We start from the raw sequence: 25,863 nt of genomic DNA, 5'->3' as shown, positions 1-25,863 counted from the left end.
AGAAATGCGGGTTTTAGGTATAGAAACTTCCTGTGACGAGACAGGAATCGCCGTTTATGATGAAAAATTAGGCTTAATGTCCCACACATTATATAGCCAAGTGAAACTGCATGCTGATTATGGCGGTGTCGTGCCTGAATTAGCCTCAAGAGATCATGTGAGAAAAGTGATTCCGCTTATTAGACAGGCTCTTGATGAAGCAGGTTGCCAATTTAGCGATCTTGATGGCATTGCTTTTACCAAAGGTCCCGGACTTGTTGGTGCATTGTTAGTTGGGGCATGTGCAGGCCGCGCGCTAGCGTTTTCATTAGGTATTCCAGCCATAGGTGTTCATCACATGGAGGGGCACTTGTTAGCGCCAATGCTTGAAGACACGCCACCTGAGTTTCCTTTTATCGCATTATTAGTATCAGGCGGGCATACTCAATTAGTCAAAGTAGACGGCGTGGGTCAATACGAAGTGTTAGGTGAGTCAGTAGATGATGCTGCAGGTGAAGCATTTGATAAAACGGCTAAGCTAATGGGGCTCGATTACCCAGGTGGCCCTCGTTTAGCGAAACTGGCTGCAAAAGGTGAAGCGACTCATTATAAATTTCCTCGGCCGATGACAGATAAACCCGGACTTAATTTCAGCTTTTCAGGGCTGAAAACGTTTGCTGCGAATACTATTTCAGCAGAACCCGATGACGAACAAACACGTGCTAATATTGCGCGCGCTTTTGAAGAGGCGGTTGTAGATACATTAATCATTAAGAGTAAACGAGCGCTAAAACAGACTGGATATAACCGCTTGGTTATTGCGGGAGGTGTGAGCGCGAATTCTAGATTACGAGCGAACTTAGCCGAAATGATGTCTAGCTTAGCTGGTGAGGTATTTTATCCTCGTCCTGAGTTTTGTACTGACAATGGTGCAATGATCGCTTATGCAGGTATTCAACGATTGTTAGCGGGGCAGACTGAAGATTTATCCGTTAAGGGACAGCCAAGGTGGCCTTTGGATACATTAGAGCCAGTTTAATCACTTCGGGTTTAATTGTCATACCAGCCTTCGCTGGTATGACAAAGATTGGTACTTTCTAAATCGCTAGATCCCTTACTTCGTTTCCAGCCTCCGACTATCCTTCACGGGTATGTGGGCAGGGCAACCCCACGACTGAGTGGTATATGTACAACTCCATGTGGTAATACCAATTACAGTAATTAAATTCCCAGCTCAGAGCTATGTATGTGTTCAGCCTAAATAAATCGGTTGAACGCACAATTTAGCTTTAATCTATTGAAGTTAAATACAAAACTAAACACCCCTAATTCACCCAAAAGGTGAGTGCTGAACATTCATATACTTGCCAAAACCACCGCTAGCTGCGTTATAAATTTTGCAAGTAGAAACGAAGTAACGACAGTTTTGTATGTCGGTAACCACTACTTGCTGCTATTCATACCTTGCTATCAGTAATTTTTTCTGCGTATATGAACGCTCCCAACCGATTTATTTAGGTTTAAGGAGACTTTTTTTGCTTGTTTTTGCTTCGGTTTTTTAAGGTAAACCTAGGTTCATCACCATTAATTAAACGAATAATATTATCTTTGTGTCTGATGACAATGAGCATACTGAGCATAGCTACAGGTATAGTAAATCGTTCGTCAAGATACCATGTGAGTAAAGGTGCTAAAAGTGCGGTAGCGATTGAAGATAAAGAAGAGTAGCGAGTTAACAATACAACAATAACCCAAGTTGCCATTAAATATAATGCCAAGCCTTCACCAATTGGTGCCATTGCTCCAAAAGCCGTTGCAACGCCTTTTCCGCCTTTAAAATCAAAAAAGACAGGAAAAATATGACCAATGCACGCCGTAACTGCAATTAAGCCTAACGATATTGAGTCAATATTGAGTTTATAACCAATATAGGTAGGCAGTGCGCCTTTAAGCATGTCAAAAAAGAGCACCATCGCAGCCGAGCTTGCACCACCGATTCTAAGTACATTGGTGGCACCAGGATTGCCGGAACCTTGAGTTCTAGGATCTGGCAGTCGGCGAAGTCGACAAACAAGTATGGCTGACGAAATAGAGCCTAATAAATAGGCGGCTACCATCATAAATAAAGTGAGTGCAACTATGCTCAAATCGGCTTCCTTACTCTTAACTTGCTCATTTTTGGTATGTTCTTTCTATGATACAAATGGTTATACCAATTACAGTAATTAACTTCCCACTCAGCAAGAGCTAAAGGATTTCAGTACAAGGCGCAAGTTTGAAGTACTATATTACCTACGGCCGCCATACAAAACTGGCGTTCAACGCACTTAGTGCTTTTGTCGGGATAATTCAAAAACTTGTAACCTAGTAATGGAATCCTTTAGCCTTGCCCTTCGGGAGCTTGTATGTGTCCAAATTACTACGCAAAACTGTCTCAACGTAGCAATGTAATAACGACAGCTGTGTATGTCGGTAATAACTATGTCTTCATCAATTTCACTTGTACTTTGAACACATACATAGCTCTGAGCTTGGAATTTAATTACTGTAATTGGTATTAGTTATTATAGAGGGGTGAAAATTTCCATTTTTCATTCCCTTTCTCATATTACTTCAATCAATCGGCAAGGACTAAAATTATTTTTGTCACTGAGCCGGTAACCTTCTATAAAAATGAGTATTCGTGTATTATCACGCCACAAAAATTAGCATGTGCACTTTGATTTCAAAACTACTGACTATGTTCTTACTATACAGCGAATGTTTGAAAGTACATTTCAACTGAAACATTTATTTTTCAATGTATTTTACTCGGACTTAAAATCGTTAGAACCTTGTATGTATTTTAAATATTTTATAAAAATTTCAAACTTATAATTTACTCAGTTTTGCTGAGCAAAATCTACTGTGGATCTCGCTATGGCTGGCATTATAACTATTAAGTCGCTGAATGCTTATCAGACCTCTACGTATTTAGGACATGAAGATGGATAAAGTGATAATTCGACAATTGAAAATAGATACTGTAATTGGTGTTTATGACTGGGAAAAAGTGCTTGAACAAAGCCTTTACCTCGATCTTGATATGGAGTGGGACATCAGTAATGCCGCTAAAGCCGACGACTATAGTCAAGCACTTTGCTACGAGACTGTATCAAACAGGCTCCAAGCACTCATTACAGAAAAACCGATTGAACTGATTGAAACTGTTGCTGAAATGACAGCGCAGTGTTTGATTTCAGAGTTTAACGTTAGGTGGGTAAAAGTTTGTGTTCATAAGCCTGGGGCTATTGAGAAAGCTGATACTGTCGGTGTTGAAATAATAAGGCAACGCTAGAAATAAGTTACTTAATCACAGGAGGCGATGTGGCACAAATATACATCAGTGTTGGTAGTAATATAGAGCCCGACAAATACATAAGAAGTGGAACCAAAGCACTAGAAACAATCTTTGGCAAGCTCATTTTATCTTCTATTTACCAGAGTGAAGCTGTTGGTTTTGAAGGCGGAGATTTTTTAAACTCAGTTGTCGGCGCAACTACTGATTTGAGTGTTGCTGAAGTTGTTGAAGTATTAAAAACGATTGAAAAGAATAATGGTAGAAAGTCCAATGCGATAAAGTTCAGCTCTCGTACTTTAGATTTAGATTTACTCTTGTATGATGATCAAATTTGTATGCACCCAGTTCAGCTTCCAAGGCCTGAGATTACTTATAATGCCTTTGTGTTGTGGCCGATGGCTGAAATTGCGCCTGAACTCATTCATCCTGAAACACATCAAGATTTTCAATCAATGTGGGAGGATTATGATAAAGCTTCTCAAAACCTAAAACCGATAGCGTTTAAATGGAAGAATTAGGTTAATTATATGGAAACTTTTCAAGTTATTATTTTAGCCTTGATTCAAGGGCTGACAGAATTTTTACCGATTTCAAGCTCTGGCCATCTGATTTTACCATCGCAATTATTGGGCTGGAAAGATCAAGGCTTTTCATTTGATGTTGCAGTGAATACTGGCTCATTGCTTGCGATTGTGATCTATTTTCGTACCGAATTATGGAACATGTTTACCGCATGGAGCAAAAGTATAGCAACGCAGCAAACGACACCTGACAGTAAGCTTGCTTGGTGGATTATTTTGGCGACGATTCCGGCTGTAATTTTTGGCTATTTTGGCAAAGATTATATCAAAGCTAACTTCCGAACAATCGAAGTTATCGCAACTACGACCATTGTTTTTGGTTTGTTGCTATGGTGGGCTGATAGCTTATCAAACCGGAAACTGACGGAGTATCAAGCTGGTTGGAAAAAAGCGTTATTTATTGGTGTTGCTCAAGCGTTAGCACTCATTCCTGGCACATCTCGTTCAGGAGTAACCATGACGGCAGGGTTAATGATGGGATTGAGTCGAGAAGCAGCCACTAAGTTCTCGTTTTATATGTCGATACCAACGGGATTAGGAGCGGCGATTTTAGTGACTAAAGATCTGTTGCAAAGTACACAAAGCATCGACATGAATGCGCTATTTTTTGGTACAGTTGTTTCTTTTGTATCGGCTTATATCTGTATTCATTACTTTTTGAAAGTGATCAGTAAAGTGGGAATGATTCCATTTGTGATTTATCGTCTGCTACTGGGTGCGGTATTGTGTGGGGTTATTTTTTTAAGCTAATACTTGTGAAGTGTTGAGAGAGCTTTCTGTTTAATAGAATGGTATGAGTAACTGGCAAGGTAATCACTACCTTGCCAATCGCGAAGTAATCACTTCTTGTAACGAGTTGCCATGTTATCTAGGCGATCGTTAGCGCGCTTAGCTTCAGCTTTAGCATCCATTGCCGCAGATTTAGCACTACGTACAGTAGAAGCAAGTTGGCCTTGCTCTGATTTTAAAGAGCTAACTTCTGCAGATAATTGATCAACTTTATTACCTAAGTTAGCAACACTTTCTTCTAGAGCTGCAGTGTTCGCGCAACCGCCTAATAGGGCAGTAAGTGCAAGACCTGCGATTGTTAGTACTTTTTTGTTCATGAAAAATCCCTTACAGAGTGGTTGTATTAAATGCTTCGATTACAAAATGTTGCCATCGAACCGAGCTAATTATGTCATAAAGAATCTAACTTGCCATGAATTAATCAAATTGGCTAAAGTTAATTCAAATATTTCTTCTTTGTTAGCAAGCTTATGTTCAGTTAACGACCGTAACACATTAAGTTTATAGGATATAAATTTATTTTATATTTGTCTTTTTATTGTTATTACGACCAAATAAATTCTATTTCAGTTAATTATTCAAACTTGACGTGTTTTATGGCATCTAATCGCTTTAAATCTATTTGTGATTTAATTTCTGAACCTGCAAACCCTTGTTCTATTATTGTTTTTGCTGAAACCATACTTGCTTGTTGGTAGCACCGTTTCAAATATTGCGCTTGTGGGTAAGCAATGGACTCGAAACCTGTTCGGCCACGAGAGTCTGCGTGACAAGCGAATAAAAGTTGCTCAAAGCGCTCGTACTTCCTCCAAATGTCTATGGCGTTAAATAGTTTTAAAATCGTACAGGGTTTAAGTTCTGCTGCATTATGAACGTTTTGATGTTGGGCACTGACAATTACAGCAAGATCACGATATTGATTAGGAATACGCAAGCGTTCGCATAGCTGCTTAATTACAGCAACACCTTTTTGTCCGTGACCATGATGTTTAGGCCATAATTCAGAAGGTGTGAGGCCTTTACCAAGATCATGAACTAATGCAGCAAAACGCACTTGTTTATCCATTGTGAGTTTTGCTGCTTGCTCTAGAACCATCATAGTATGAATTCCTGTGTCTATTTCTGGGTGCCATTGCTTCGGCTGTGGCACGCCAAATAAAACGGCTACTTCCGGAAATAACGCTTTTAAAGCTCCACATTGGTTCAATGTTTCGAAATAAACTTGTGGCTGGTCGTAACTCAGTGCTTTTTCTGTTTCTTGCCAAATGCGTTCAGCGCTGAGTTCGCTTAATTCACCTGACGAAGAAAGCTGAATCATCAGAGTTAGAGTTTCTGGCGCAATAGTAAAACCAAGGTGAGAAAATCTAGCCGCAAAACGAGCAACTCTTAGCACTCGAAGGGGATCTTCAATAAATGCATCAGAAACGTGTCTAAGTACTTTGTTTTTTAGATCGATAACACCATTATATGGATCATGTAATTTCCCATGCTCGTCCTGAGCAATCGCATTGATGGTTAAATCTCGTCTGAGTAAATCTTCCTCAAGGGTCACTGAATTTGAAGCATCACAACTGAAACCATCGTATCCAACGCCTGTTTTACGCTCCGTTCTTGCAAGAGCATATTCGTCATGAGTTTTAGGGTGTAAAAATACAGGGAAATCTTTTCCTACTTGCTGATATCCAAGTTTGAGCATCTCTTTAGGCGTGCTTCCAATCACAAGATAGTCTTTGTCTTTTACTGGGAGAGTTAACAATGCGTCTCGGACTGCGCCACCGACTAAATATATTTTCATTAATATTTATAATTTAAATTTATTTCTAGTAAAACTATAAACGATTGAAGTGCATCTATGAATGTTTCAAGAAAAATAGTTATTTCCTTTGAGTTTATTTTTGTGTTTGACTGTTGGATGTTTTGCGTTAACGGTAGATTTTGAATCAGCAAGCCACTTAAGTTAAAGAATACTTAAAAAAACGGCTGCATTTTATAGCAGCCGTTAAATTATTGGTAAATGAATTACCGATTTAAGTTTGAGTAATACTTGTCTAATGAGACCGATAAACCGTTTTCCATCACGATTCTCACATGATTGCGATCTAATTCTCGGGGCTCGGAGACGCCACAGGAATGGGCGATAAGCTCCAAATCATAATGTAAATAACGGTTATAATTAGCTACTCTTTCCGCTTTATCAATTGGATTAAGGCCTTGTTGCAGCTTAGGGTTATGCGTCGTAATACCAGTAGGACAAGTATCTTTATTGCAATGTAAGGCTTGAATGCAGCCTAGTGCAAACATATTGCCTCGTGCCGATGCGATAAAATCAGCACCAATAGCTAAAGCCCATGCGACTTTTGAAGGAACAACCAGTTTACCTGAAGCGATAATTTTGACCCGTTGCTTCAAATTTCGCTCTTTTAACGTGTTAACTAAAATAGGTAAACCTTCTTTAAGTGGTAATCCCATATAATCCATTAAAGATTGTGGTGCCGCGCCGGTACCTCCGTCAGCACTATCAACCGTAAAGAAGTCTGGTGCGCTTTCAACCCCTCGCTTTTCTACTTCGTCGAAGAAGTCATCAAGCCATGTTGTATCACCAATTACCGCTTTTATACCTGTGGGTTTTCCTGTCACTTCGCGGACTCGATGGATCATATCCAAGATATCCCCAACATTTTTAAATTCAATGTGACCATTAGGGCTAATTGAGTCGTGCCCTACAGGGATGCCGCGAATTTTGGCTATTTCAGGGGTGACTTTTACACCGGGAAGTATTCCTCCTTTTCCTGGTTTGGCGCCTTGGCTAAGTTTAATTTCAAACATTTTGACTTCGGGATGAGCGGCAACTTCCATTAATTTGTCGTCATCGAGGTGACCTTCGGAGTTCCTGACTCCATATTTTGCTGTACCAATTTGGAAAACTACATCACAGCCACCTTCAAGGTGATAAGGGCTAAGCCCCCCTTCACCAGTATTCATCCAACAACCTGCTTTTGCCGCCCCTTTAGATAATGCCTGTACAGCTGGGCGCGACAGAGCGCCAAAACTCATTCCAGAAATGTGGCAAATTTTTGAAGTCGTATAAGGATGACGACAACCTTCGCCAACGGTAAGGGGTTTTGATGGTGCGGCATCTGTATCTAATGTGGGAAATGCCGTATTCATAAACATGATGGCACCTTCGGTTTCAAGTAAACGCGTTGAACCAAAAGCAATAGAACGATCTGCTTTCTTGGCTGCACGGTAAACCCAACTCCTTTCAGCACGATTGAATGGCATTTCTTCGCGATCTTGAGAGAAAAAATACTGCCTGAAAAACTCGCCTTGTTTTTCAAATAAATATCTGAATCGGCCAACAACGGGGTAGTTATGTCTAATGGCTTGTTTCGTCTGCTTTTTATCCACAAAGTACATGTAGATAATGGCAAGTACACCAAGTCCAACGGCTAATAGGAATAGACTGGCAAGAAAATTAAGCCCTTCTGTAATCCAGCTGATATTTTCCATATTTATTTCCCCTAACAATTGCAAGCTAAAGCACTAGTTAATAGCCTAGTTCAATAAGCTGTTTTATGTGTGTATATTCAATGGGTTTGGAGCAATTTTTTTATCATTTATATTTCGAACTATAGATCAATGGCACTAACTTAAGAATTACTTCTGATATACCTTAAGCCTACGTGCTTGCTTTCTTGAATGTTGTAACCTTGGTGTCGGTTTCGGTCGCCTTTTCTTTGCTCTCGGTTCTTTTCTCCCTGGGCGATTGCCAACGATATGCTCGCCGATAATATCTGCTATCACATCCAATAAAGTGTCAATGATCCCTTCGGTGGCTTGCAAAAGTAATATCTGAAAATCTTGTAATGCGTCATGTGCGGCTTTAAAACTTGCCTCTCTAGGCGATATTCCTTTTTTTTTCTGCCGCTCGGCACATAAGTGCCCTTATCATGTTGTAAACTAACAAATGAACATCAATTTCCTTACGCACCATATCTGGACTACCACACCTTAAAATATCCATTTTCATCATGGTCTTGATTGACCTAAAATCCAACTCGATATGCCATCGTGAAACGTATAAATCAATAATATCTTGCTTCGGATAGACTTCTTTATCCGTGAGCGTGGTAACAATGATACGTTTCTTTGTTCCTACCATTCTGACGATAAGCTCTTCTGGCACTTGAGCGTAATCCTCTGGGGTCATCCATTCTGGACAGGATGGACGAATTAGCTTAAATAAACCATCTCGCTTACCCAGCTTTTCTTCACAGGTTCTGAAATCGACATTTCTGGCTCCGTTTTTTTCGAAAACAGCATCAACGCCTAACCCCATTAGTCCTGCAAGAACAAAGTAGTTTTCGAAATTAGCATCTCCCAGCACAATGTCACCTTGTTTCAAGTCTGACTGCATACTTCTTAATAGTGCCTGCTCGCCAGTACCTTTCCCTTTACAAGGTGAAACAGCCGAGTCAATGACTGCACCGCTTCCCAAAGAAATTAACACTAAAATCCGCAGCTGAGGAAAGCCCAGCCCTTCTTTTTGTGATTTAGGTTGAGGGAATTGGGCTTGGTTCTCGTGCGTATCAGGCATAGATAGTGTTGAGCCGTCAGTTAATAGCACTCTACGGCCATGCCATAAGTATTTCCCTTGAATCGCTTCATCTAAGTTTTTTCCTGATTTCTTCAATAGCGATTTAATTGACTCTGGAGATAACCGTTTTCTTGCTTTACAGTAGGGACCTGTAATTGTGCTGTTTTTCTCTCGACCTATAGCAATTTGATCTCTAGCGTCACTGATTAGTGTGCAACGACAAGATTTGTTTTCACTGGCAACTTGCTTCATGAAAAGCGAAAGAGTGTGGCAAGCGGGATATTTGCGTACTCTTTGAGTATTATCTTTTTGAAAATCTTCTAAATCTTGCAGAGTGAGAATTGAAGAAAGTTCATCTTCTTCCGTTTGAGCAAAGCGACGTAACAATTCTGGGGCATCATTGAAGAATTGGCGAGTTGTAGTATTCATGGCGTGACACTAGAAAAACCTTAATCTGTATGATTTACTCTCTATTGTTCAATTAGTAAACCTTCAGCTAAATCTTAAGTTAGTGCCATTGAACTATAGATAGATTGATTGTGCACCAGAAAAGCAGCTTTCAATCCAAAGCTTTACTTAATAAACCAACATAAGTCCGTTTATCTTTCAATATGAAGCTAGCATAAAAAACTAATGCTCCATAATTAACTAAATAATCTCGTTGGGTGTATTATTTTTACAGATTGAAGTAGGTTTATATTCGTGATACTTCAACCTAAATAAATCGGTTGGGAGCGTTCATAAACGCAGCAAAAATTACTGATAGTAATACCAGTTACAGTAATTAAATGCTCAACTCAGAGCTATGTATGTGCTCAAAGTGCAATCGAAATTGATGAAGACATAGTTGTTACCGACAAACAAAACTGTCGTTACTTCGTTTCTACTTGCAAAATTTATAACGCAGTTAGCGGTAATTTTGGCAAGTATACGAATGTTCAGCACTCACCTGATGGGTGAATTCGGGTTGTTTAATTTTGTATTTAACTTCAATAGACTAAAATTAAATTGTGCATTCAACCGATTTATTTAGGTTCAAGGTGCAACTTTCTTAAGGAAAACTTATGTGGACTACTGGTAAGGTTATCGAACGAACTGATTGGAATGATAAGTTATTTTCATTAAAAATTTCCGCAGATGTGGCTCCGTTTATTGCTGGTCAATTCATTAAATTGAGTGAAGTTGTAGACGGAAAGCGCATTGCAAGAGCCTACTCATTAGTCAATGCACCGGATACAAATTACATCGAAGTGTTAGCGATAGCTGTCGAAGACGGACAATTAACCCCAACACTACATAATTTAAGCGTAGGTGCTGAGGTAGAAGTTTCGACTAAAGCGGCAGGGTTTATGACGTTGAATGAAATTCCTAAGAACGAACATCAAGGAAAACATTTATGGTTTTTAGCGACGGGCACAGCAGTAGGACCGTTTATTTCAATAATGGAAACCAATGAGCCATGGCAACGTTTTGATCGCGTTATTTTAGTTTATGGAGTAAGAGAAGCGGCTGACTTGGCTTACCTTGAGCAACTTAAAGAAATAAAAAGGCGTCGTCCTATTCAGTTTCATCTTGTGCTGTCTGTCACAAGAGAGACATATAGCGATGCACTATCGCAGCGTATTCCTGATGGTTTAAAAAGTGGTGTCATTGAAGAAAAAGTCGGTTTAAAGTTAAGCGCAGAAAATTCGCAAGTCATGATTTGTGGAAACCCTGGGATGATAACCGATGCCCAAGCAATTTTGCTTGATAAAGGTTTAACGAAAAACCTTCGCAGAGCTCCCGGGAACATCACCGTTGAAAAGTATTGGTAAAGCATAATGAGACTACTTTATTCGGATGCATCACCTTATGCGCGTATGGTAAGAGTTGCAGTCCATAGCCTAAAGCTCTCTGAGCAAATAGAGCAACACATTGTTAATCCTTTTGAAAACAACCATGAGCTTATTACGTGTAACCCTCTTGGCAAGATCCCGTGCTTAATCCTTAATGATGGTGGTTCAATCTACGATAGCGAAGTGATTATGCGATATTTAGACGCAGCATTTGGCGAGAGTAAACTATTTCAAAAGACAGTTGATTGGCAATTTGCAACCGATTTTTCGCTTTTAAAAGGTTTAGGGACGTGGCGGAAGAATGTATACCAATTTTATCGTCACTCCTGCGAACGCAGGAGTCCAGAGTCTTTGGTTAATTTGGGCACAAGTCGCTGGATACCTGCGTTCGCAGGTATGACAAATTAAGCGTTGAAATTTAAATTGGTATTATTTGAACTGCGACATCCCTTAGTTGATAGTACGGTAGGGTTGAGACAAGAGCAAATGCGTGAAGATGAAGATAAAAACGTCCGCTCGCCTTTTTGGACAGCTCGGTTTTGCTCGGCAATTAAACAAACACTGAACTGTATTGAAATGGAAAAAGGCTACCTTTTTCAGACTGAAAATCTAAACGCTTGCACGATTACGTTAGTTTGTGCGTTGGATTATATCGATTTTCGGCATCCAGAAATCGAATGGAAATTAGAAAATAAAAATTTAGCAAACTGGTTTCAAAATATCAGGCAACTCGACTGCTTTTTGGCGACAAAACCAAATTGAATCACCCCGCCCCTGAGGGGAGAAGTATCGACAGTTTTATATATCGGTAGTCTAGTGCCTTTGCTTTTTTCTATAAAGTCACTGGATAGCAGCCTTCGCTGGTATGACAAAGATTGATACTTTCTAAATCGCTAACTCCTTTAGTGAAAGTCGCTGGATACCAACTTACGTTGGTATGACAAAACACAAACCTTTTGTGTTAGTTCGCCACAAGGGGCGAGGAATTAAACCCGAAATGATTAAAACATTAGGCGTAATACTATATTGAGGTGAAATATGGAGTCGATTAATTGGCTAGAAATGCTGGGTTACTTTGCATCATTATTGATCGCGATATCTTTGATGATGAAAAACATTATTTGGCTACGTTGGATAAATTTTAGCGGTTGTTTTTTGTTCGTTATCTACGGCGTTGATATTTCTGCTTGGCCTGTTGTGGGTATGAATTCAGCGATCTGTTTCATTAATCTTTACCATTTATATCACATCTATCAACAGAGTAAGCCAGATTAGTAAAAGGCACATGTTAATTAACAAAAATTAACATGTGCCCTTGATGACACGCTGACATAATATGAAGGTGTTAACAATTGGTTGTAATACTTATGTCTTGTTGTCGCCCTACACAAACGGCTTTACTAGAAAGTCCCGATAGAAATATAACGTGGAATGAGTCAAGAGGAAAGGCTGAGCTCAACGACCAAAGATCAAAAGCTTATGAGTTATTAGAAAGCTTTGTTTTATACGCACAAGAAGATAAGCATGAGTTAATTCCATTAGGAATAAAACTGGAAGACTTTTTAATACAAATTCAAAGTGTAACTAATACAGGTTCAATAAAAAGTAAGACACAATTTGCGACCAAATTGACTCAATTGTTAAAAGATTTAACCGATTTAATACGCAAGACAGCAAGTGATGAGCAACTACCAGACGTTCAGTTTATTGTTACTACATTAGTGTCTTCTGAAAAACCGCAAAATAATAGAGAGTTGTTAGATAGAATAATGGCTGCTATTTTCGAAATAAGTCTAGTAAAAAAGGGGATCTATCTTACAAATCTTCAACAGAGAAAAGTCATTATTTCACGACTAGTAAGGAAAGAGTTATGGGAATGTGATTCTAGTCAAATAGTGAAAGAATCAGATGTTGACAGTATAACTGATTACCTGAAAAATACTCTTTATGATTTACCAAACCATAGATATCAGCCGCAATTAAATCTACCTGAAGGTATCGAACAGAGTACTTTGCCAGATTTAAGTTCTCAAGTGCAGTTACTGGCAACAAACAAAAGAGTGGCAGCAAGAGTTATCGATAAAATAGCTCATGAAGCCGTTAAGGTTGTTGAAGAAAAAAGGCATTGTTTTAAGTCACAGTGTGCACTCCTGTTGGATAACCAAGTCGAAGAAAAGCGATTAAATAGTAATCTGCAGGCTTTATTTAACGATTTTGATTTTGATTTATGGGAAAGCAGCTTCTTAAATTCAGGCTCGGAAAAAGAATTAAGTACATTATTTACAAATATCTATGAGAGAGGTTGTCAGTCAATAGAGCAGGTGTTGACTCATCGGGACAGGGTGGAATTGTCTCTTCGTATACCGAGCACTCAATTGAATTTAGAAAGTTCACATGGGCTGTATTTTTACCTTAAAAGTAAGAACGGTATTGTCCAGTTAACATTAGATCACTTAAGTAAAGTTGATTGGTATGAGTTTCCTCTAGATATTTGCTTTAATATGTTGGAACAAGTTATCGGCCAAGTAACTGATTTAGAGCAGTTAATTAGATTTATTCAAACTGAAAGCTTCAAACACTTTCTCACTTCTCCTTACTTTCAGACATACGGTGAGCACTTACGTTTAATTATTGTGGAACGGTTTCAATCTTCCTCTTCCTTGGAAAGCCAGCTGCTACAAAAATATGAACAAGGGCCGTTATGTGAAAGTGTTCTGGCGTTAAGTCGTTTGTTACCTGAAGTTGAATGCAATACAAAAGCCTATGTAAATCATCATAAAAAATATTATCGCACCTTGCTTTGTGAAGATGTAAGAAAGCTCCCACTCAATATCTTACTGTTATTTTCTGCTACAGAACTTAAACAGTTTTTTACCAGAGGGCAATTGAGTTACTTAATCGTTAAATCACTCAATTTGAAAAAAAATGAAGTCGTTGTTTGGTTAATAGCGAACGTGGAAAACTTTGGGGAATTAGAATGGAACAGAAAGTCAATTTTATATATTTTTTGTCAGTTGGCTTCATTGAATATACTTATTTTGCTTAATAATACCAGCCGCTTTAATCTCAATGAAGCCACACCAAATGGAAAGCCATTAATACATGTGGCGATAAAAACTGGACGAGAAGATATTGCCCTTTGGTTGCTGGATAAGCAGCCGTTGGAATTAGCATATCGAGATAATAAACAAAACTCTCTACTGCACATAAGTATAATTAATAAGCAAGAATATATAGCAAAAGTAATATTACAACGGTGTACACATAGAGCTGAGGGCGCTGGATTCATTCAAGCCGTAAACTTTAAAGGGGACACGGCACTCCACTTAGCCTGCTTATTTGGAATGCATAATTTAGTTTTACTAATAATAAATAATGGTTGTGACGTAAATATTAGAAATTTCCATAAGAAAACAGTTTTTCATTTTGCAATACAATGCAAACAAAAGGAAGTTGTCGAAATGCTATTGTCCACCAGCAATTTAAATGTATTGCTACTTGATAATTATGGAAGGACGGCATTAGCTTATGCATCTGCAGACATATATTCTGAAATTTATGATAAGCACTTTTGTAGGATATTGTTTTCAAACGAATATTTCAGGTTGTTTAATAGTAAAAGTGGAACTTGGTTGCATAAGGCTAGTTCGTTTCATTGTGAAGAGTTAGAGTCAATTGCTAGAATTAATGGAATCGATTTGGGCGCTCGAGATGTTGACAATAATACACCGCTTCATATTGCTTGCTATTATGGCGTTCATCAAGCTGTTGAGACCCTTATTCGTCTGGGCGCTGAGGTCAACACAGTTAACCACCAAGGTGAACTACCGATAGATATAGCGATACAGCGAGGCCATGTTAAGGCACTAAGTTTATTGATTGGTTTAGGAAAAGTAAAGTTAGAACCTACCCGTAAAGAGACTGCTTTGGCTTTTGCTTTAGCCTTGAATGAAGTAAGGGGAAGTGCTGATTATAGCAGTGTAATTCATATACTTACGGTGAGGTTTTCTGTTGAAGTTGCGATGTTAATTGCCGATCAATAAAATGGGTAAAGCAGTTTTTAGAGATAAAATTTGGAAAGTTATATTAATTATTGTATACAGTATGTAATCAATATAGCGCCGAGACAGTAATGATAATCATACCAGCCGAAGTAGTTCATAACTCCCTAACATTTGCTGATTTAATTCAGACCTTGCAACTCACCTTTTCTAAGCCGTTTTCAATGCCTCAACGTAAGGTGTATGAACTTGATGAAAACTCATCAAGCCATGATGCATTTGCGGTTTTACCGTCATGGAATGATGAAACTATTGCAGTTAAAGCCTTTACATATTTGCCTGATAACCCGAAACAGTCTGCTGATTTAAAAAGTATTTATGCACAAATCATGATTTTTGATAGAAGTACCGGCTTGCCTCAAGCTGTAGTCGATGGCACATCAGCGACTTATTGGCGTACTGCAGCCGTTTCTGCGCTCGCTTGTGATTATTTAGCGAGAAGCGACGCATCAACATTATTGATATGTGGCACAGGAAATTTAGCGGCATATATGGCATTAGCTCACGCGAGTGTTCGCAATATAAAAGAAATTAAAGTTTGGGGACGAAGCAGTAATAAAATTCAACATGTGGTTGATGAAATACTGCAAAAACGCCCAGACATTATTGTGTCAGAAAGTCAGTCGTTAGAAGATGATGTACCTTGGGCTGACATCATAAGCTGTGCAACTCGATCACCTGTTCCATTATTTTCAAGTTCTCTTGTAACAGAAGGCACTCATGTTGATTTAGTTGGCAATCATGTTAAAACCTGCAGAGAAGTTGATACTCAGCTTGTGGTGCGCTCAGAAGTGTATGTTGACGCAAAAGTAAATACATTTTCAGAAGCGGGTGAATTATTGATGCCAGTAAAAGAGGGCGCGTTTAATCTTGATGAAGTTAAAGGGGAGTTGAGCCAGTTGTGTAAAGGTGACGTTTATGGGCGTGATAATGACAAAGACATCACGCTTTTTAAATCGGTAGGTACTGCTTTAGCCGATCTAGCTTGTGCGCAATTGGTGTATCAAAAGACACTTTAATTCTTAATGCAGTTGAGTACTGCCAATATAGTTGGTAGTTCGCTTCAAATGAAAATATCCAAATCAAGTTGTTCTAGGGGCTGTTGATCTTTCAGGATTAAATTTTGTGCTATTTGAGCATTTATCTGTTCAACCTAAATAAATCGGTTGGGAGCGTTCATATACGCAGAAAAAATTATTGATAGCAAGGCATGAATAGCAGCAAGTAGTGGTTCTACTTGCAAAATTTATAACGCAGCTAGCGGTGATTTTGGCAAGTATATGAATGTTCAGCACTCACCTGATGGGTGAATTCGAGTCGTTTAATTTTGTATTTAACTTCAATAGATTAAAGTTAAATTGTGTGTTCAACTGATATATTTAGGTTCAAGGCGTGAGCAGTGATGCTTAGCCATCTAAGTGAGCTAGTCACAACACAGAACAGTGAATGCTCAAAAGCATCGAAGACAGCGTAAATTGGTCGCTCTTTCTAAATAAAAGGTGCTGCGTTATCGTTTTCTTATTTGGAAACGAAGTAACGACAGTTTTGTATGTCGATAATAACCATACCTCACAAACTCTATCTTGCATAAAATAACCAATTTATCGCTGCAAAAACAATCACGAAAGATCAACAGACCCTAATAAATTTTTAATTCATTTAAACCTTTTGTTAACCTCAAATTGTCTAATCATAAAACTAATACCAATTACAGTACTTAAATGCTCAACTCAGAGCTATGTATGCGCACAAAGTACAAACGAAATTGGTGAAAACATAGTTATCTACGTTGAGATAATTTTGTTAAGTATTATTTATCCTAGAAACATCAGTTGACTGCGTTCTCAAGCGTAGAAAAAATGGCTGATAGTAAGGCGTGGCTTGCAGCAAGTAGTATTCTACTTGCAAAAGTTACAACGCAGATAGCAGTCATTTTAGCAAGCTTGTGAGCGTAGAGCATTTCACTTATTGGATGAAACACATGATAAGAAAATCATCGTATTGCTCAAACAGTTACTCGTATATTCAGCGTTCAACTGATGTTTTTAGGTTTATAAACCAAAGTGTGAGCATACAAGCTCCCGAAGGGCAAGGCTAAAGGTTTCCATTATTGCGTTACACGTTCTTGAATTATCCCGACAAAAGCACGAAGTGCGTTGAATGTCAGATTCTTATGGCGGCCGTTAGGGTAAATAGTACTTCGAACATGCGCCTTGTACTGAAAACCTTTATCTCTTGCTGAGTGAGAGATTAATTACTGTAATTGGTATAACAACATTAGAGGATATTTTTGGTGCTTGCACTAGCAGAAGTTGATTTACCAATTTCAGAAGAACATCAGCTCATAGCTCTTGCTAGCTCTGGAGATAAACAGGCTTTTAAATCACTTTATGAAACTCATCATAAGCGTGTTTATGCACTGGCTTATCGATTGGCTGGTGGTCATGACCTAGCTCACGATATCACTCAAGAATGTTTTATTAGATTGTGGGATAAGCTGCCAAGTTATCGAGGTGAAAGCCAGTTTAGTACTTGGTTGCATCGATTATGCGTAAATCAAACTCTGACCATGATTAAAAGCCAAAAAAGCTTCTGGAACCGTTTATTTAGTGCTGATGCTCTTCCTGAATATTCTATTAATGATGATTATCATGAACTTGATCAAATGATACTAAAGTTACCCGAACGAGCAAGAGTGGTATTTGTGTTATTCGCCATTGAGGGATATCGACATGAAGAAATTGCGGATTTGCTTAATATGGCCGTTGGCACGAGCAAAGCTCAATATTACCGTGCTAGGCAGTTACTGAAGGAAATGTTGTCATGAATAATATTTCAGATGAGCAGCTCAACCAATTAATTAGTGAGTTACCGAAATCAATTAACCCTAAGGATCCTCTCTGGAGTGAGATTGAAGCTAAACTCGATACGGATGTTCTTAAGATAAAAAACACAAAATGGATAAGACTAGCCATTGCGTCGAGTGTTTTGTTGGCGTTCTTCACTGGTTGGCAAGTTAATAAGTACTCTAATAACGGGGATGCTTTACCAAATACGGCAATGATAACCCTGATAGATGAACTCGCGGCACAACATCAGCAGCAGGTTGAAAATTTCAACTTTGTGATTAAGCCAGTGAGTTTGAAAAACGGCCCACTTACTAGGCCGATTGGAGCTGGCATTCATGAACTTCGTAATGCTGCAAAAATGGTGGGTAACCAATTAAGACTAAACCCAAATGACAAACAGTTATGGGAATTGTGGCTATGGTTACAAAGCCGCGAAATAGAGCTATTAGAACAAGCGCAAGGGCTTATCGAAACACAAACTTATTATTCAATTTGAGTGAAAAGGAAGCAAAAAATGAAGCGGAAATTTAGTAATATCCTCATAATTCTCAGTATGTTGACCGTCCCATTATTTGGTTATGCAATAGAAAAAGTGGATAAAACCCTTAATGTATCAAAGATGCCTAATGTGAGCATAGATGTAAAACGAGGTAGTGTTGATATACAAAGCTGGGATAAAGATAGAATTCAAGTCATTGGCACCTTAGATGAACTTAGCGAGGGTTTCGTTTTCAAACGTGATGGCGATAGTGTTTTAATTGAGGATGATTTACCTAACCAGTTTAACGGCGGGAACAAATCCGGAAGTAAACTCATTATAAAAGTTCCGAAAAGTCTTAACCTTAACTTGGATGGCATTAGTACCAACCTTAATTTAAAGGATTTAGATGGAGATATTCACGTTGAAACGATAAGTGGCAGTATTGACGCAGAAAACCTTTCAGGGAAACCGTCGTTGCAGACGGTTTCAGGAGCACTGAGTACAAAACAATTGTCTGGTTGGGTAAGGCTGAACTCAATTTCGGGCAACATAGAAACAACCCCTTCTGTGACAAATGAGTTAAGAGTAAAAAATGTGAGTGGTGATGTCGTTGTTAATGTGGGTGATAAATTCACACGTCTTAGAGCACAAACCGTTAGCGGGGATATTGAACTCGTTTTTGCTGAAATGCCTAAAGCAGCATTTTCGTTAAATGGTGGTCCAGGTGGCTCTATTCGAAATCATCTATCGAAGGATTTACCTTTTAAAGCAAAGTACACAGGTTCAGAATCAATGTCATTCAAAACTGGCATTGGAAGAGGCAATGTGTTTCTCAATACTGTCAGTGGTACTTTGATGCTTAAAAAGAAATAATTGAAATATTAGAGCCTGTTGATCTTTCGTGATTGTTTTTGCAGCGATAAATTGGTTATTTTATGTAAGGTAGAGTTTGTGAGGTTTGGTTATTATCGACATACAAAACTGTCGTTACTTCGTTTCCAAATAAGAAAACGATAACGCAGCACCTTTGATTTAGAAAGAGCGACCAATTTACGCTCTCTCTTTTTTCGATGCTTTTGAGCATTCACTGTTCTGTGTTGTGACCAGCTCACTTAGATGGCTAAACATCACTGCTCACGCCTTGAACCTAAATAAATCGGTTGAACGCACAATTTAGCTTTAATCTATTGAAGTTAAATACAAAACTAAACAACCCTAATTCACCCATCAGGTGAGTGCTGAACATTCATATACTTGCCAAAATCACCGCTAGCTGCGTTATAAATTTTGCAAGTAGAACCACTACTTGCTGCTATTCATGCCTTACTATCAGTAATTTTTTCTGCGTATATGAACGCTCCCAACCGATTTATTTAGGTTGAACAGATAAATGCTCAAATAGCACAAAATTTAATCCTGAAAGATCAACAGACCTTACTTTATTGAGTTAACTTCTTCGTCAGTAAGGTAGCGCCATTCGCTGGTTTCTAAATCTTCATCGAGTTCAATTTTACCAACGGCTTCTCGGTGAAGCCCAATGACTTTATTACCTGTTGCTGCAAACATACGTTTCACTTGATGATACTTACCTTCGGTGATCGTCAAACGCGCAGTGTGAGAATCGATGATTTCAAGTTTTGCAGGCTTAAGCGGTTCAGGTTCACTCTTAAGGCAAATGCCTGATTCGAATTGTTTCACTAATTCATTATCGAGCTCTTCGGCTACATTAATTAAATAGCGCTTCCCACATTCCTTTTTAGGTGATGCTACTTTATGTGACCATTGACCATCGGAGGTAATTAATACTAACCCTGTGGTGTCTACATCCAGTCGGCCGGCAATGTGTAAAGTATCAGTCTTGATAACATCTAACAGTGATATAACAGAAGGATACACTTCGTCGGTTGTTGAGCAAATCGTGTCAACAGGTTTGTTGAGCATGATATACCTGTCACCAATAACTTCGATAGGCTCTCCTTCGAAGCAAATTTGCATATCTGTTTGAACTTTAAAAGCGGCATTTTTAATGATGACACCATCACAACTAATATCACCTGATTTAATGGCTTTTTTAGCAAGATTACGAGTGAGTTCAGTCGCTTCACAAATGAATTTATCTAAGCGCACAATGTTCCAGTTTTAAAAAATAATAATTTTGAATTATAACATGAGGGGGAATATGAAAAATGGTAAAAGCTTTATAAAGCCAGAATGAAAAATTCTGGCATGATAAAATAATACCATTTATTTTAGTTGGTCGGCCGCCCATTTAGCTCGAGACTCGCGACTTTCTGATAATCCGTTGTCAGCACGATATGCCTTATAAGATTCAGCATCAAGTGCCACTAAGCTTACGTCAACCTCTAGTACCAACTTACATTCTTTTTTAATACGCCAAGCGGCTGTTGTGTATAGCTCAGTGAGAGGTTGTGAGCTTAAAAACTCAGGATTGTATTGTTGATATAAAGCTTGACTTGGGTAAACCACAAAAGCCAAACGACGTTTAGGTTCTTTTTTAAACAAAGCTTCAATACCATCACAAGTATTAAGCACTTGCATTTCAATTACATCATCGAGTTCTAATAACAGCTTTTCAGCTTGTTGAGGTAAAGCTTGAGTACCTTCTTCCCACGCAACTACATCAGCCTCGGAGTGTTTGGTTAAAGCCGCTATTTGAGCTTGAGACAAACCTAAAGATAGGCGCAAAGCTTGTGTTTCAAGCGCATTGAGAGGGGCGAATTTAGACATGAAATGCTCAGTGATAAAAGTGAAAGAATAACAAGTAAATCCGATTATACCTGTTTGCATTAAAAGGGAATACTAGTATTCGGCTTTTTCAGTAGAGTCTCAATTAAAGATAGAATAAAACAAGAGTTAAGCACTATTGAAGCTAAAACCTATGTTTTTTACCTTTTCTCTCAAACTGCTAGTTTCATTTTTTAATTGTAAGTGTTTTTAACCTTTTGAAATAGATGATTAAAACTTTGCTATTGTGTAGATAAGTATAATTTATAATTTAATTATCTTGATAGTAAAACTTCCTGCCAATAAGCTCTATTTACTCTCAGTTTTATCAACTGTGGAAAAGTTCAAGATATTGAAAGCTATTGTTTATCTTAAAACAAAATATGGTTATTAAATAATTATGGCAACATCTACTACTGCAATCGAAACTCTAAAAACTTCACCCCTTTTGTCGGTTTCGTCGGTTTCGTCGATTTCGTCAAATGAGTCTCACACAATTGACGACAATAGAGCGGAAGGTAACTCTATTGACTACGAACAAGACTTTGATGAACTTGTAGAAACCATTATTGATGAAATGCAAGTGTCTTATGTAAAAAAGGAAGCAAAAGAACAACTCGCTGAGGTTAAGCGACCATTCGTGGATAGACTTTCGTTTACAACTGGTACAGCGCCAAAAGTGATTGAAAAGTTGCACGAGAATATAGTAGAGATAAAAAAAATTATTTAAAAGTCAAAGGATAACATGTTACGTAAAGCAAATTGCAGCTAAGCAATTGATGTTATGTGGTTCACCAGATAAAGGTGAAAAAACCACTTTTTTAAATATGAACCGTATCCTTACAACATTAAAATTTGCCGAACAGGGAAAGTTTAGTCAATTTGAATTTGTAAATCACTTTATGATTCAAGAAATGGCAAAAGAATATTTATTATCTCAAAGCTTGCCACCAAATCGGAACAATATTGAAGCTTGTGTCACTTCAGTGGCAAAGGAATACGGATTAAAACCGGAGAGAAGTGGTGAAAGTGTAATAAAGGCTGAAATATGCAAACAAGCGGTAACAGTGACTCAATTGGACGATTTTTCAATTAAACTTCGCAAAGTAATGCAGCCTTCAGCGTTAATTTCGGCAACGACAAGTCGAGTGTCGTTATCTCAAACAGAGTGTGGTGCTAGCATTGAGTCAGAATACGCTTTTTTTGCAGGGTTATTTGGGGCTGAAAGAGATATCGGAAACATTTCAAAACTCACAAGTTCAAAGTTTGGAGAAAGAGCGCTTGCTAATGCAAGAAGTAAAATGGTAGCCATTTATAAGAGTTGCATGCCAACTTTGTTACCTAGTCGAAGTGCTGAAAGTAAGCCGTCTCAGCTTGAATCAAACGTTTTATTTCATCAAACCTGTTTTCTGAATGATCAAGACATTGAAATAAGTTGTGTTGGAACCGAGTTTTGGGGTTATGAGTTAGTACTTGAATCAGAAGGAACAAAATCTCTATCAGCCCCAACTTTTTCAAAGATGCACGAATTGAAATTTGAGGTGTTTAAGCCCCCAGTTAATTGGACATTGTTATGCCAGCTAATCGTGAATGAAAGCGATGTTTCAGTTTTGACAGAATATTGCAAAGGGATGATGAAAGTTAAGGTTATGGGGGGAGATTTACTACCCCATGCACAGGCTACGTTGGCTTTAAAGCGAAAACTAACAGAGTTAAATTGCCATGAATTTTTTGCGAAACAATTCGCTTCGAATGAGCAAGAAATGCACGCCATTCTTCGACTTGTTCCGTCGTCAAAGTTGGCACAAGCCTTGTTAAAGCACAGTCCGAAAGTAGTAGAACCCTATGAATCTGAATCAAAAATAGATTTTTTAAAAGCAGTAGAAGAGGGCCGTATAGCTGAATGTGGAAAACAAGTTGGTGTCGCTTCAAATAAAAAAAAATTACTCAATACTGCCAACGGGCAAAAAATGTACCCCGTTCATATTGCTGTAGCTGGTGGACAATTGCTTTCGGCTCAATTTTTGTTGAGCCAACGAAGTATCGATGTGAATAAAAAAAATAAAGAAGGTAACACGGCTTTGCATCTTGCGGTGCAAAATCGAAATATCGAAATGGTTAAATTAATTCTAGAAAGTAACAATAAAGTTGACTTTAACATTAAAAATAAACAACAGCGTACAGTACTGCAGGAAGCCGTCATTGAAAGCGACGTTGAGATAGTGGAATTAATTTTTGAAATCATGCTCATTAATAAGATTAAAGCCAATTCAAATGATACAACCAAAGAATTCGCGCATCCATTTGATTATGATCAAGTTAACTTTTTGTATTTTTTTGAGAAAACTAAACAACATGACAATATTATGGACCTTGCTATCGCGAGTGACCAACCTCGTACAGTTGAATTTTTAATACAAACAAGTTGCTTTTTTCCGAATGGGAATGATAAAGACCGAGAACCTCCCCTTATAAGAGCGGTAAGGTGTGGCAGTAATCAAGTGTTAAATGAGTTACTGCGCTTTTCTTATTTGAAGTTAGATTGCAAATATTTAGGACAAAATGTGTTAGATGTTGCAATAGATAAAAATAACTTAATTGCGGCGGTGACATTATTGAAGGCATTTGAAAGGGGGGAGTAGTCCACAGTCTGAATTAATCGAATCCACGATGAAAACAATTGACCGAAGTCATCAGCCGGAAATGTACGAGTTATTTGAAAAAACGGTGAATAGAATTACGTTGCGCAGTAAAGCGGTAAGCAGTGTTACGACATCAAAAACATCTCTAGTAACTGATTTGGGATACTCAGAGGAGTCTCAACTAGAAAAGACATATATACCAACTGAAGCTATCTCCCTTGAGGAAATCCCTGACGTAGATAGCAAAAAAAGAATACAGGATGATAAAGGTAAAGAAGAACTGGTTACAGTAGTGATCGATAAAGAGGAATCAGAGAATTCTGAGATAGAAGCGCCAAGGGCGGCAAGTGAGCGGCAGAAAATAACCACTGGCCAAGAAACAGCAGCTGAAGATGAATCAACACAAAATTGTGTTGTGCTACCCGCAGTGGTAGAGCCTCCTTCACCTGCGCCTTCTCGAATACTTTCACCTGCGCCTTCTCAAGAAGGAGTGTCAGAAGAACTCTTGCTTGAAAAGGATGATGAAAATATCGACGTACAATCAGTCTCCGCTGTGGTGGCTGAACTATCTCAATCTGGTGAAAGTTTAAATGAAGGTGTGAAAGGAGCTAGCGGAGAACCTATAAATGGTGATGTTAAAGATAATCAAGATGCTGAATGGGTAACTCACCAAACTGAAACATTAGTCGATGAACTTGAGGAAAGTGAAGGGATTGGTGGTGTTGAAGATGCAGTGCAAAATATTGAAACAATCAGTAATGAACAGGAAAAAACACCTGAACTGATCAGCTCTCTTACAAAATTGTATGATGCTGTATAAGCGAATGAATTAGAAAAAGTCCAAACACTTTGTAGCCCAGTTGAAGGTTCTCCTTCTGATCAACATACTCATACAGAAAGTGGGATTCCAAAGCTTGATCCTAACGAGCTTTACGGTAATGAGCATTCGGCTTTTCAATTAGCTTGCATCGATGGAAAAAAAGAGCTGCTCGAAATTATGCTCGCTGGGCATTTTAAATTCAAACATAGTGTAATGTCATCAACGAATAAAACCGCACTCGAGTTGGCGCTAGAGTATGGTCATACTGATTGCGCCCTTTTATTACTCAAAAACAGTGCGTGGGACGTGACAGAAACAACACCTCTGCATTTAGCGATTAAACACCGTAAAATAGAGCCTTTACAAGTATTAGAAATAGGCTTTTTTCCTGCTTCAGAAATTTATCATTCAGATGAAAAATCCATAGAAAATTCAGAAGAAGCCGATAATGATGATTTTTATGAAAACTTAACTGTAAGTTCAGGTAACTTTATTAACTTATCTACTTATATAAACCAGAAAGATTCAAGTGGAAAAGTTCCTGCTCATATTGCTATTGAGTTAGGAGAAAAAGAAATGCTTAAACTATTGTGGCAACGGCCTGAGATAGATAAAGCACAAACAAACACGGAAGAAAAAACAGTAATGCAAGCGGCTAAAGCAAAAGGCTGGGTTAATTGGAGAGGGAATTTAAAATAATACCAATTACAGTAAGTAACTTCCCCCTCAGCAAGAGCTAAAGGATTTCAGTACAAGGCGCAAGTTTGAAGTACTATATACCCTACGACCGCCATACAAAACTGGCGTACAACGCACTTAGTGCTTTTGTCAGGATAATTCAAAAACTTGTAACCTAGTAATGGAATCCTATAGCCTTGCCCTTCGGAGCTTGTATGTGTCCAAATTACTACGCAAGACTGTCTCAACGTAGCAATGTAATAACGACAGTTTTGTATGTCGGTAATAACTATGTCTTCATCAATTTCACTTGTATTTTGAACACATACATAGCTCTGAGCTGGGAATTTAATTACTGTAATTGGTATAAGATGAGTAACCATAGCGTTCGCTAGTGTACGGCGAATATAAGCGGACACATTTATGTGTCCGCGGACATGTAAGATAAATTTCAACATTACACAAA

The 25,863-nt window shown here is 38.4% G+C and carries 25 protein-coding genes and 1 pseudogene; 18 read left to right on the top strand and 8 right to left on the bottom strand.

Features of this window, described 5'->3' with window-relative positions; translation table 11 throughout:
- The first annotated feature begins 4 nt into the window (after positions 1 to 4).
- Positions 5 to 1,018, top strand: a complete 1,014-nt coding sequence (tsaD, locus tag E2I05_RS16905; RefSeq protein ID WP_121853424.1) for a tRNA (adenosine(37)-N6)-threonylcarbamoyltransferase complex transferase subunit TsaD — start codon at positions 5 to 7, stop codon at positions 1,016 to 1,018.
- A 481-nt stretch (positions 1,019 to 1,499) separates the two neighbouring features.
- Here tsaD and plsY read toward each other — a convergent pair whose 3' ends face one another.
- Positions 1,500 to 2,126 carry a glycerol-3-phosphate 1-O-acyltransferase PlsY gene (plsY, locus tag E2I05_RS16900; protein WP_121853423.1) on the bottom strand — a complete coding sequence of 209 codons (627 nt, stop codon included), beginning with the start codon at positions 2,124 to 2,126 and terminating at the stop codon, positions 1,500 to 1,502.
- 839 nt (positions 2,127 to 2,965) lie between these two features.
- Between plsY and folB the strand changes: the two genes are divergently transcribed.
- From folB to E2I05_RS16885, 3 genes are read left to right on the top strand one after another with little or no spacing between them, the layout of a single operon-like run.
- A complete protein-coding gene (gene folB / locus E2I05_RS16895; RefSeq protein ID WP_121853422.1) occupies positions 2,966 to 3,316 on the top strand; it encodes a dihydroneopterin aldolase in 351 nt (116 codons plus the stop codon).
- Between the two features lie 29 nt (positions 3,317 to 3,345).
- Positions 3,346 to 3,837 carry a 2-amino-4-hydroxy-6-hydroxymethyldihydropteridine diphosphokinase gene (folK, locus tag E2I05_RS16890; RefSeq protein WP_121853421.1) on the top strand — a complete coding sequence of 164 codons (492 nt, stop codon included), beginning with the start codon at positions 3,346 to 3,348 and terminating at the stop codon, positions 3,835 to 3,837.
- 9 nt (positions 3,838 to 3,846) lie between these two features.
- On the top strand, positions 3,847 to 4,650 hold the full coding sequence (locus E2I05_RS16885; RefSeq protein ID WP_121853420.1) for an undecaprenyl-diphosphate phosphatase: 804 nt from the start codon (positions 3,847 to 3,849) through the stop codon (positions 4,648 to 4,650).
- Between the two features lie 89 nt (positions 4,651 to 4,739).
- Here the strand turns inward: E2I05_RS16885 and E2I05_RS16880 are convergent, their stop codons facing one another.
- The 5 genes from E2I05_RS16880 to E2I05_RS16860 all read right to left on the bottom strand — a co-directional run bounded on the left by E2I05_RS16880 (position 4,740) and on the right by E2I05_RS16860 (position 9,715).
- On the bottom strand, positions 4,740 to 5,006 hold the full coding sequence (locus E2I05_RS16880; protein ID WP_121853419.1) for an Lpp/OprI family alanine-zipper lipoprotein: 267 nt from the start codon (positions 5,004 to 5,006) through the stop codon (positions 4,740 to 4,742).
- 257 nt (positions 5,007 to 5,263) lie between these two features.
- Positions 5,264 to 6,484, bottom strand: coding sequence for a multifunctional CCA addition/repair protein (locus E2I05_RS16875; RefSeq protein ID WP_121853418.1), 1,221 nt, complete (start codon positions 6,482 to 6,484; stop codon positions 5,264 to 5,266).
- A gap of 224 nt (positions 6,485 to 6,708) precedes the next feature.
- Positions 6,709 to 8,199, bottom strand: coding sequence for an FMN-binding glutamate synthase family protein (locus E2I05_RS16870; protein ID WP_121853417.1), 1,491 nt, complete (start codon positions 8,197 to 8,199; stop codon positions 6,709 to 6,711).
- Between the two features lie 147 nt (positions 8,200 to 8,346).
- The gene (locus E2I05_RS16865; protein WP_133309406.1) at positions 8,347 to 8,532 is read right to left on the bottom strand and encodes a hypothetical protein; all 186 of its coding nucleotides are present in this window, start codon (positions 8,530 to 8,532) and stop codon (positions 8,347 to 8,349) included.
- 55 nt (positions 8,533 to 8,587) lie between these two features.
- Positions 8,588 to 9,715: an IS4 family transposase gene (locus E2I05_RS16860; RefSeq protein ID WP_133309613.1), complete on the bottom strand. Its 1,128-nt coding sequence runs from the start codon at positions 9,713 to 9,715 to the stop codon at positions 8,588 to 8,590.
- A 635-nt stretch (positions 9,716 to 10,350) separates the two neighbouring features.
- Here E2I05_RS16860 and E2I05_RS16855 point away from each other — a divergent pair.
- The 9 genes from E2I05_RS16855 to E2I05_RS16815 all read left to right on the top strand — a co-directional run bounded on the left by E2I05_RS16855 (position 10,351) and on the right by E2I05_RS16815 (position 19,385).
- The gene (locus tag E2I05_RS16855; protein WP_121853386.1) at positions 10,351 to 11,100 is read left to right on the top strand and encodes a ferredoxin--NADP reductase; all 750 of its coding nucleotides are present in this window, start codon (positions 10,351 to 10,353) and stop codon (positions 11,098 to 11,100) included.
- 6 nt (positions 11,101 to 11,106) lie between these two features.
- Positions 11,107 to 11,529, top strand: coding sequence for a glutathione S-transferase N-terminal domain-containing protein (locus tag E2I05_RS16850; RefSeq protein ID WP_121853387.1), 423 nt, complete (start codon positions 11,107 to 11,109; stop codon positions 11,527 to 11,529).
- Positions 11,530 to 11,532: 3 nt separating this feature from the next.
- Positions 11,533 to 11,883, top strand: coding sequence for a glutathione S-transferase family protein (locus E2I05_RS16845; protein ID WP_121853388.1), 351 nt, complete (start codon positions 11,533 to 11,535; stop codon positions 11,881 to 11,883).
- Positions 11,884 to 12,159: 276 nt separating this feature from the next.
- Positions 12,160 to 12,396 (top strand): YgjV family protein, encoded by a 237-nt coding sequence (locus tag E2I05_RS16840; protein ID WP_121853389.1) that lies wholly within the window; start codon positions 12,160 to 12,162, stop codon positions 12,394 to 12,396.
- Positions 12,397 to 12,758: 362 nt separating this feature from the next.
- Positions 12,759 to 15,164 (top strand): ankyrin repeat domain-containing protein, encoded by a 2,406-nt coding sequence (locus tag E2I05_RS16835; protein ID WP_170179644.1) that lies wholly within the window; start codon positions 12,759 to 12,761, stop codon positions 15,162 to 15,164.
- Positions 15,165 to 15,253: 89 nt separating this feature from the next.
- Positions 15,254 to 16,201 (top strand): bifunctional Delta(1)-pyrroline-2-carboxylate/Delta(1)-piperideine-2-carboxylate reductase, encoded by a 948-nt coding sequence (gene lhpI, locus E2I05_RS16830; RefSeq protein ID WP_121853391.1) that lies wholly within the window; start codon positions 15,254 to 15,256, stop codon positions 16,199 to 16,201.
- 1,274 nt (positions 16,202 to 17,475) lie between these two features.
- Positions 17,476 to 18,009: an RNA polymerase sigma factor gene (locus E2I05_RS16825; protein ID WP_121853392.1), complete on the top strand. Its 534-nt coding sequence runs from the start codon at positions 17,476 to 17,478 to the stop codon at positions 18,007 to 18,009.
- The gene (locus E2I05_RS16820) at positions 18,006 to 18,527 is read left to right on the top strand and encodes a hypothetical protein (protein WP_121853393.1); all 522 of its coding nucleotides are present in this window, start codon (positions 18,006 to 18,008) and stop codon (positions 18,525 to 18,527) included. Before E2I05_RS16825 ends, E2I05_RS16820 begins: the two co-directional genes overlap by 4 nt.
- Before the next feature lie 18 nt (positions 18,528 to 18,545).
- On the top strand, positions 18,546 to 19,385 hold the full coding sequence (locus E2I05_RS16815) for a DUF4097 family beta strand repeat-containing protein (RefSeq protein ID WP_121853394.1): 840 nt from the start codon (positions 18,546 to 18,548) through the stop codon (positions 19,383 to 19,385).
- A gap of 561 nt (positions 19,386 to 19,946) precedes the next feature.
- On the opposite strand, the gene rsuA is transcribed toward E2I05_RS16815, so the two are convergent.
- Both rsuA and E2I05_RS16805 read right to left on the bottom strand, forming a co-directional pair.
- Complete coding sequence (rsuA, locus tag E2I05_RS16810) at positions 19,947 to 20,639, bottom strand: 16S rRNA pseudouridine(516) synthase RsuA (RefSeq protein ID WP_121853395.1); 693 nt, start codon at positions 20,637 to 20,639, stop codon at positions 19,947 to 19,949.
- Between the two features lie 117 nt (positions 20,640 to 20,756).
- Positions 20,757 to 21,260, bottom strand: coding sequence for a DUF4447 family protein (locus tag E2I05_RS16805; RefSeq protein WP_121853396.1), 504 nt, complete (start codon positions 21,258 to 21,260; stop codon positions 20,757 to 20,759).
- A 397-nt stretch (positions 21,261 to 21,657) separates the two neighbouring features.
- Here E2I05_RS16805 and E2I05_RS16800 point away from each other — a divergent pair, with 397 nt between their 5' ends.
- The 5 genes and pseudogenes from E2I05_RS16800 (at position 21,658) to E2I05_RS23125 (ending at position 25,418) form a co-directional block, all read left to right on the top strand.
- Positions 21,658 to 21,987: a hypothetical protein gene (locus tag E2I05_RS16800; protein ID WP_121853397.1), complete on the top strand. Its 330-nt coding sequence runs from the start codon at positions 21,658 to 21,660 to the stop codon at positions 21,985 to 21,987.
- 49 nt (positions 21,988 to 22,036) lie between these two features.
- Positions 22,037 to 23,899 (top strand): ankyrin repeat domain-containing protein, encoded by a 1,863-nt coding sequence (locus E2I05_RS16795; protein WP_121853398.1) that lies wholly within the window; start codon positions 22,037 to 22,039, stop codon positions 23,897 to 23,899.
- A gap of 28 nt (positions 23,900 to 23,927) precedes the next feature.
- A complete protein-coding gene (locus E2I05_RS16790) occupies positions 23,928 to 24,719 on the top strand; it encodes a hypothetical protein (protein ID WP_121853399.1) in 792 nt (263 codons plus the stop codon).
- A gap of 84 nt (positions 24,720 to 24,803) precedes the next feature.
- Positions 24,804 to 25,004 (top strand): annotated as a pseudogene (locus E2I05_RS23130) (ankyrin repeat domain-containing protein); the annotation flags it as partial.
- A 21-nt stretch (positions 25,005 to 25,025) separates the two neighbouring features.
- Entirely contained in the window at positions 25,026 to 25,418 is a 393-nt protein-coding gene (locus E2I05_RS23125; RefSeq protein ID WP_243641074.1) for a hypothetical protein, read from the top strand.
- Positions 25,419 to 25,863 lie beyond the last annotated feature (445 nt).

This window comes from Parashewanella spongiae (assembly GCF_004358345.1).
GTDB lineage: Bacteria > Pseudomonadota > Gammaproteobacteria > Enterobacterales > Shewanellaceae > Parashewanella > Parashewanella spongiae.
The sequence above is the reverse complement of the archived record's forward strand: the minus strand, read 5'-3'. Positions and strand labels throughout refer to the sequence as shown.

What these genes read in the sequence shown, in the direction of transcription:
- tsaD (WP_121853424.1), top strand. Translation starts at nt 5, where the DNA reads ATGCGGGTTTTAGGTATAGAAACTTCCTGTGACGAGACAGGAATCGCC.
- folB (WP_121853422.1), top strand. Translation starts at nt 2,966, where the DNA reads ATGGATAAAGTGATAATTCGACAATTGAAAATAGATACTGTAATTGGT.
- E2I05_RS16885 (WP_121853420.1), top strand. Translation starts at nt 3,847, where the DNA reads ATGGAAACTTTTCAAGTTATTATTTTAGCCTTGATTCAAGGGCTGACA.
- E2I05_RS16880 (WP_121853419.1), bottom strand. Translation starts at nt 5,006, where the DNA reads ATGAACAAAAAAGTACTAACAATCGCAGGTCTTGCACTTACTGCCCTA.
- E2I05_RS16875 (WP_121853418.1), bottom strand. Translation starts at nt 6,484, where the DNA reads ATGAAAATATATTTAGTCGGTGGCGCAGTCCGAGACGCATTGTTAACT.
- E2I05_RS16870 (WP_121853417.1), bottom strand. Translation starts at nt 8,199, where the DNA reads ATGGAAAATATCAGCTGGATTACAGAAGGGCTTAATTTTCTTGCCAGT.
- E2I05_RS16860 (WP_133309613.1), bottom strand. Translation starts at nt 9,715, where the DNA reads ATGAATACTACAACTCGCCAATTCTTCAATGATGCCCCAGAATTGTTA.
- E2I05_RS16855 (WP_121853386.1), top strand. Translation starts at nt 10,351, where the DNA reads ATGTGGACTACTGGTAAGGTTATCGAACGAACTGATTGGAATGATAAG.
- E2I05_RS16850 (WP_121853387.1), top strand. Translation starts at nt 11,107, where the DNA reads ATGAGACTACTTTATTCGGATGCATCACCTTATGCGCGTATGGTAAGA.
- E2I05_RS16840 (WP_121853389.1), top strand. Translation starts at nt 12,160, where the DNA reads ATGGAGTCGATTAATTGGCTAGAAATGCTGGGTTACTTTGCATCATTA.
- lhpI (WP_121853391.1), top strand. Translation starts at nt 15,254, where the DNA reads ATGATAATCATACCAGCCGAAGTAGTTCATAACTCCCTAACATTTGCT.
- E2I05_RS16820 (WP_121853393.1), top strand. Translation starts at nt 18,006, where the DNA reads ATGAATAATATTTCAGATGAGCAGCTCAACCAATTAATTAGTGAGTTA.
- E2I05_RS16815 (WP_121853394.1), top strand. Translation starts at nt 18,546, where the DNA reads ATGAAGCGGAAATTTAGTAATATCCTCATAATTCTCAGTATGTTGACC.
- E2I05_RS16805 (WP_121853396.1), bottom strand. Translation starts at nt 21,260, where the DNA reads ATGTCTAAATTCGCCCCTCTCAATGCGCTTGAAACACAAGCTTTGCGC.
- E2I05_RS16800 (WP_121853397.1), top strand. Translation starts at nt 21,658, where the DNA reads ATGGCAACATCTACTACTGCAATCGAAACTCTAAAAACTTCACCCCTT.
- E2I05_RS16795 (WP_121853398.1), top strand. Translation starts at nt 22,037, where the DNA reads ATGTTATGTGGTTCACCAGATAAAGGTGAAAAAACCACTTTTTTAAAT.
- E2I05_RS16790 (WP_121853399.1), top strand. Translation starts at nt 23,928, where the DNA reads ATGAAAACAATTGACCGAAGTCATCAGCCGGAAATGTACGAGTTATTT.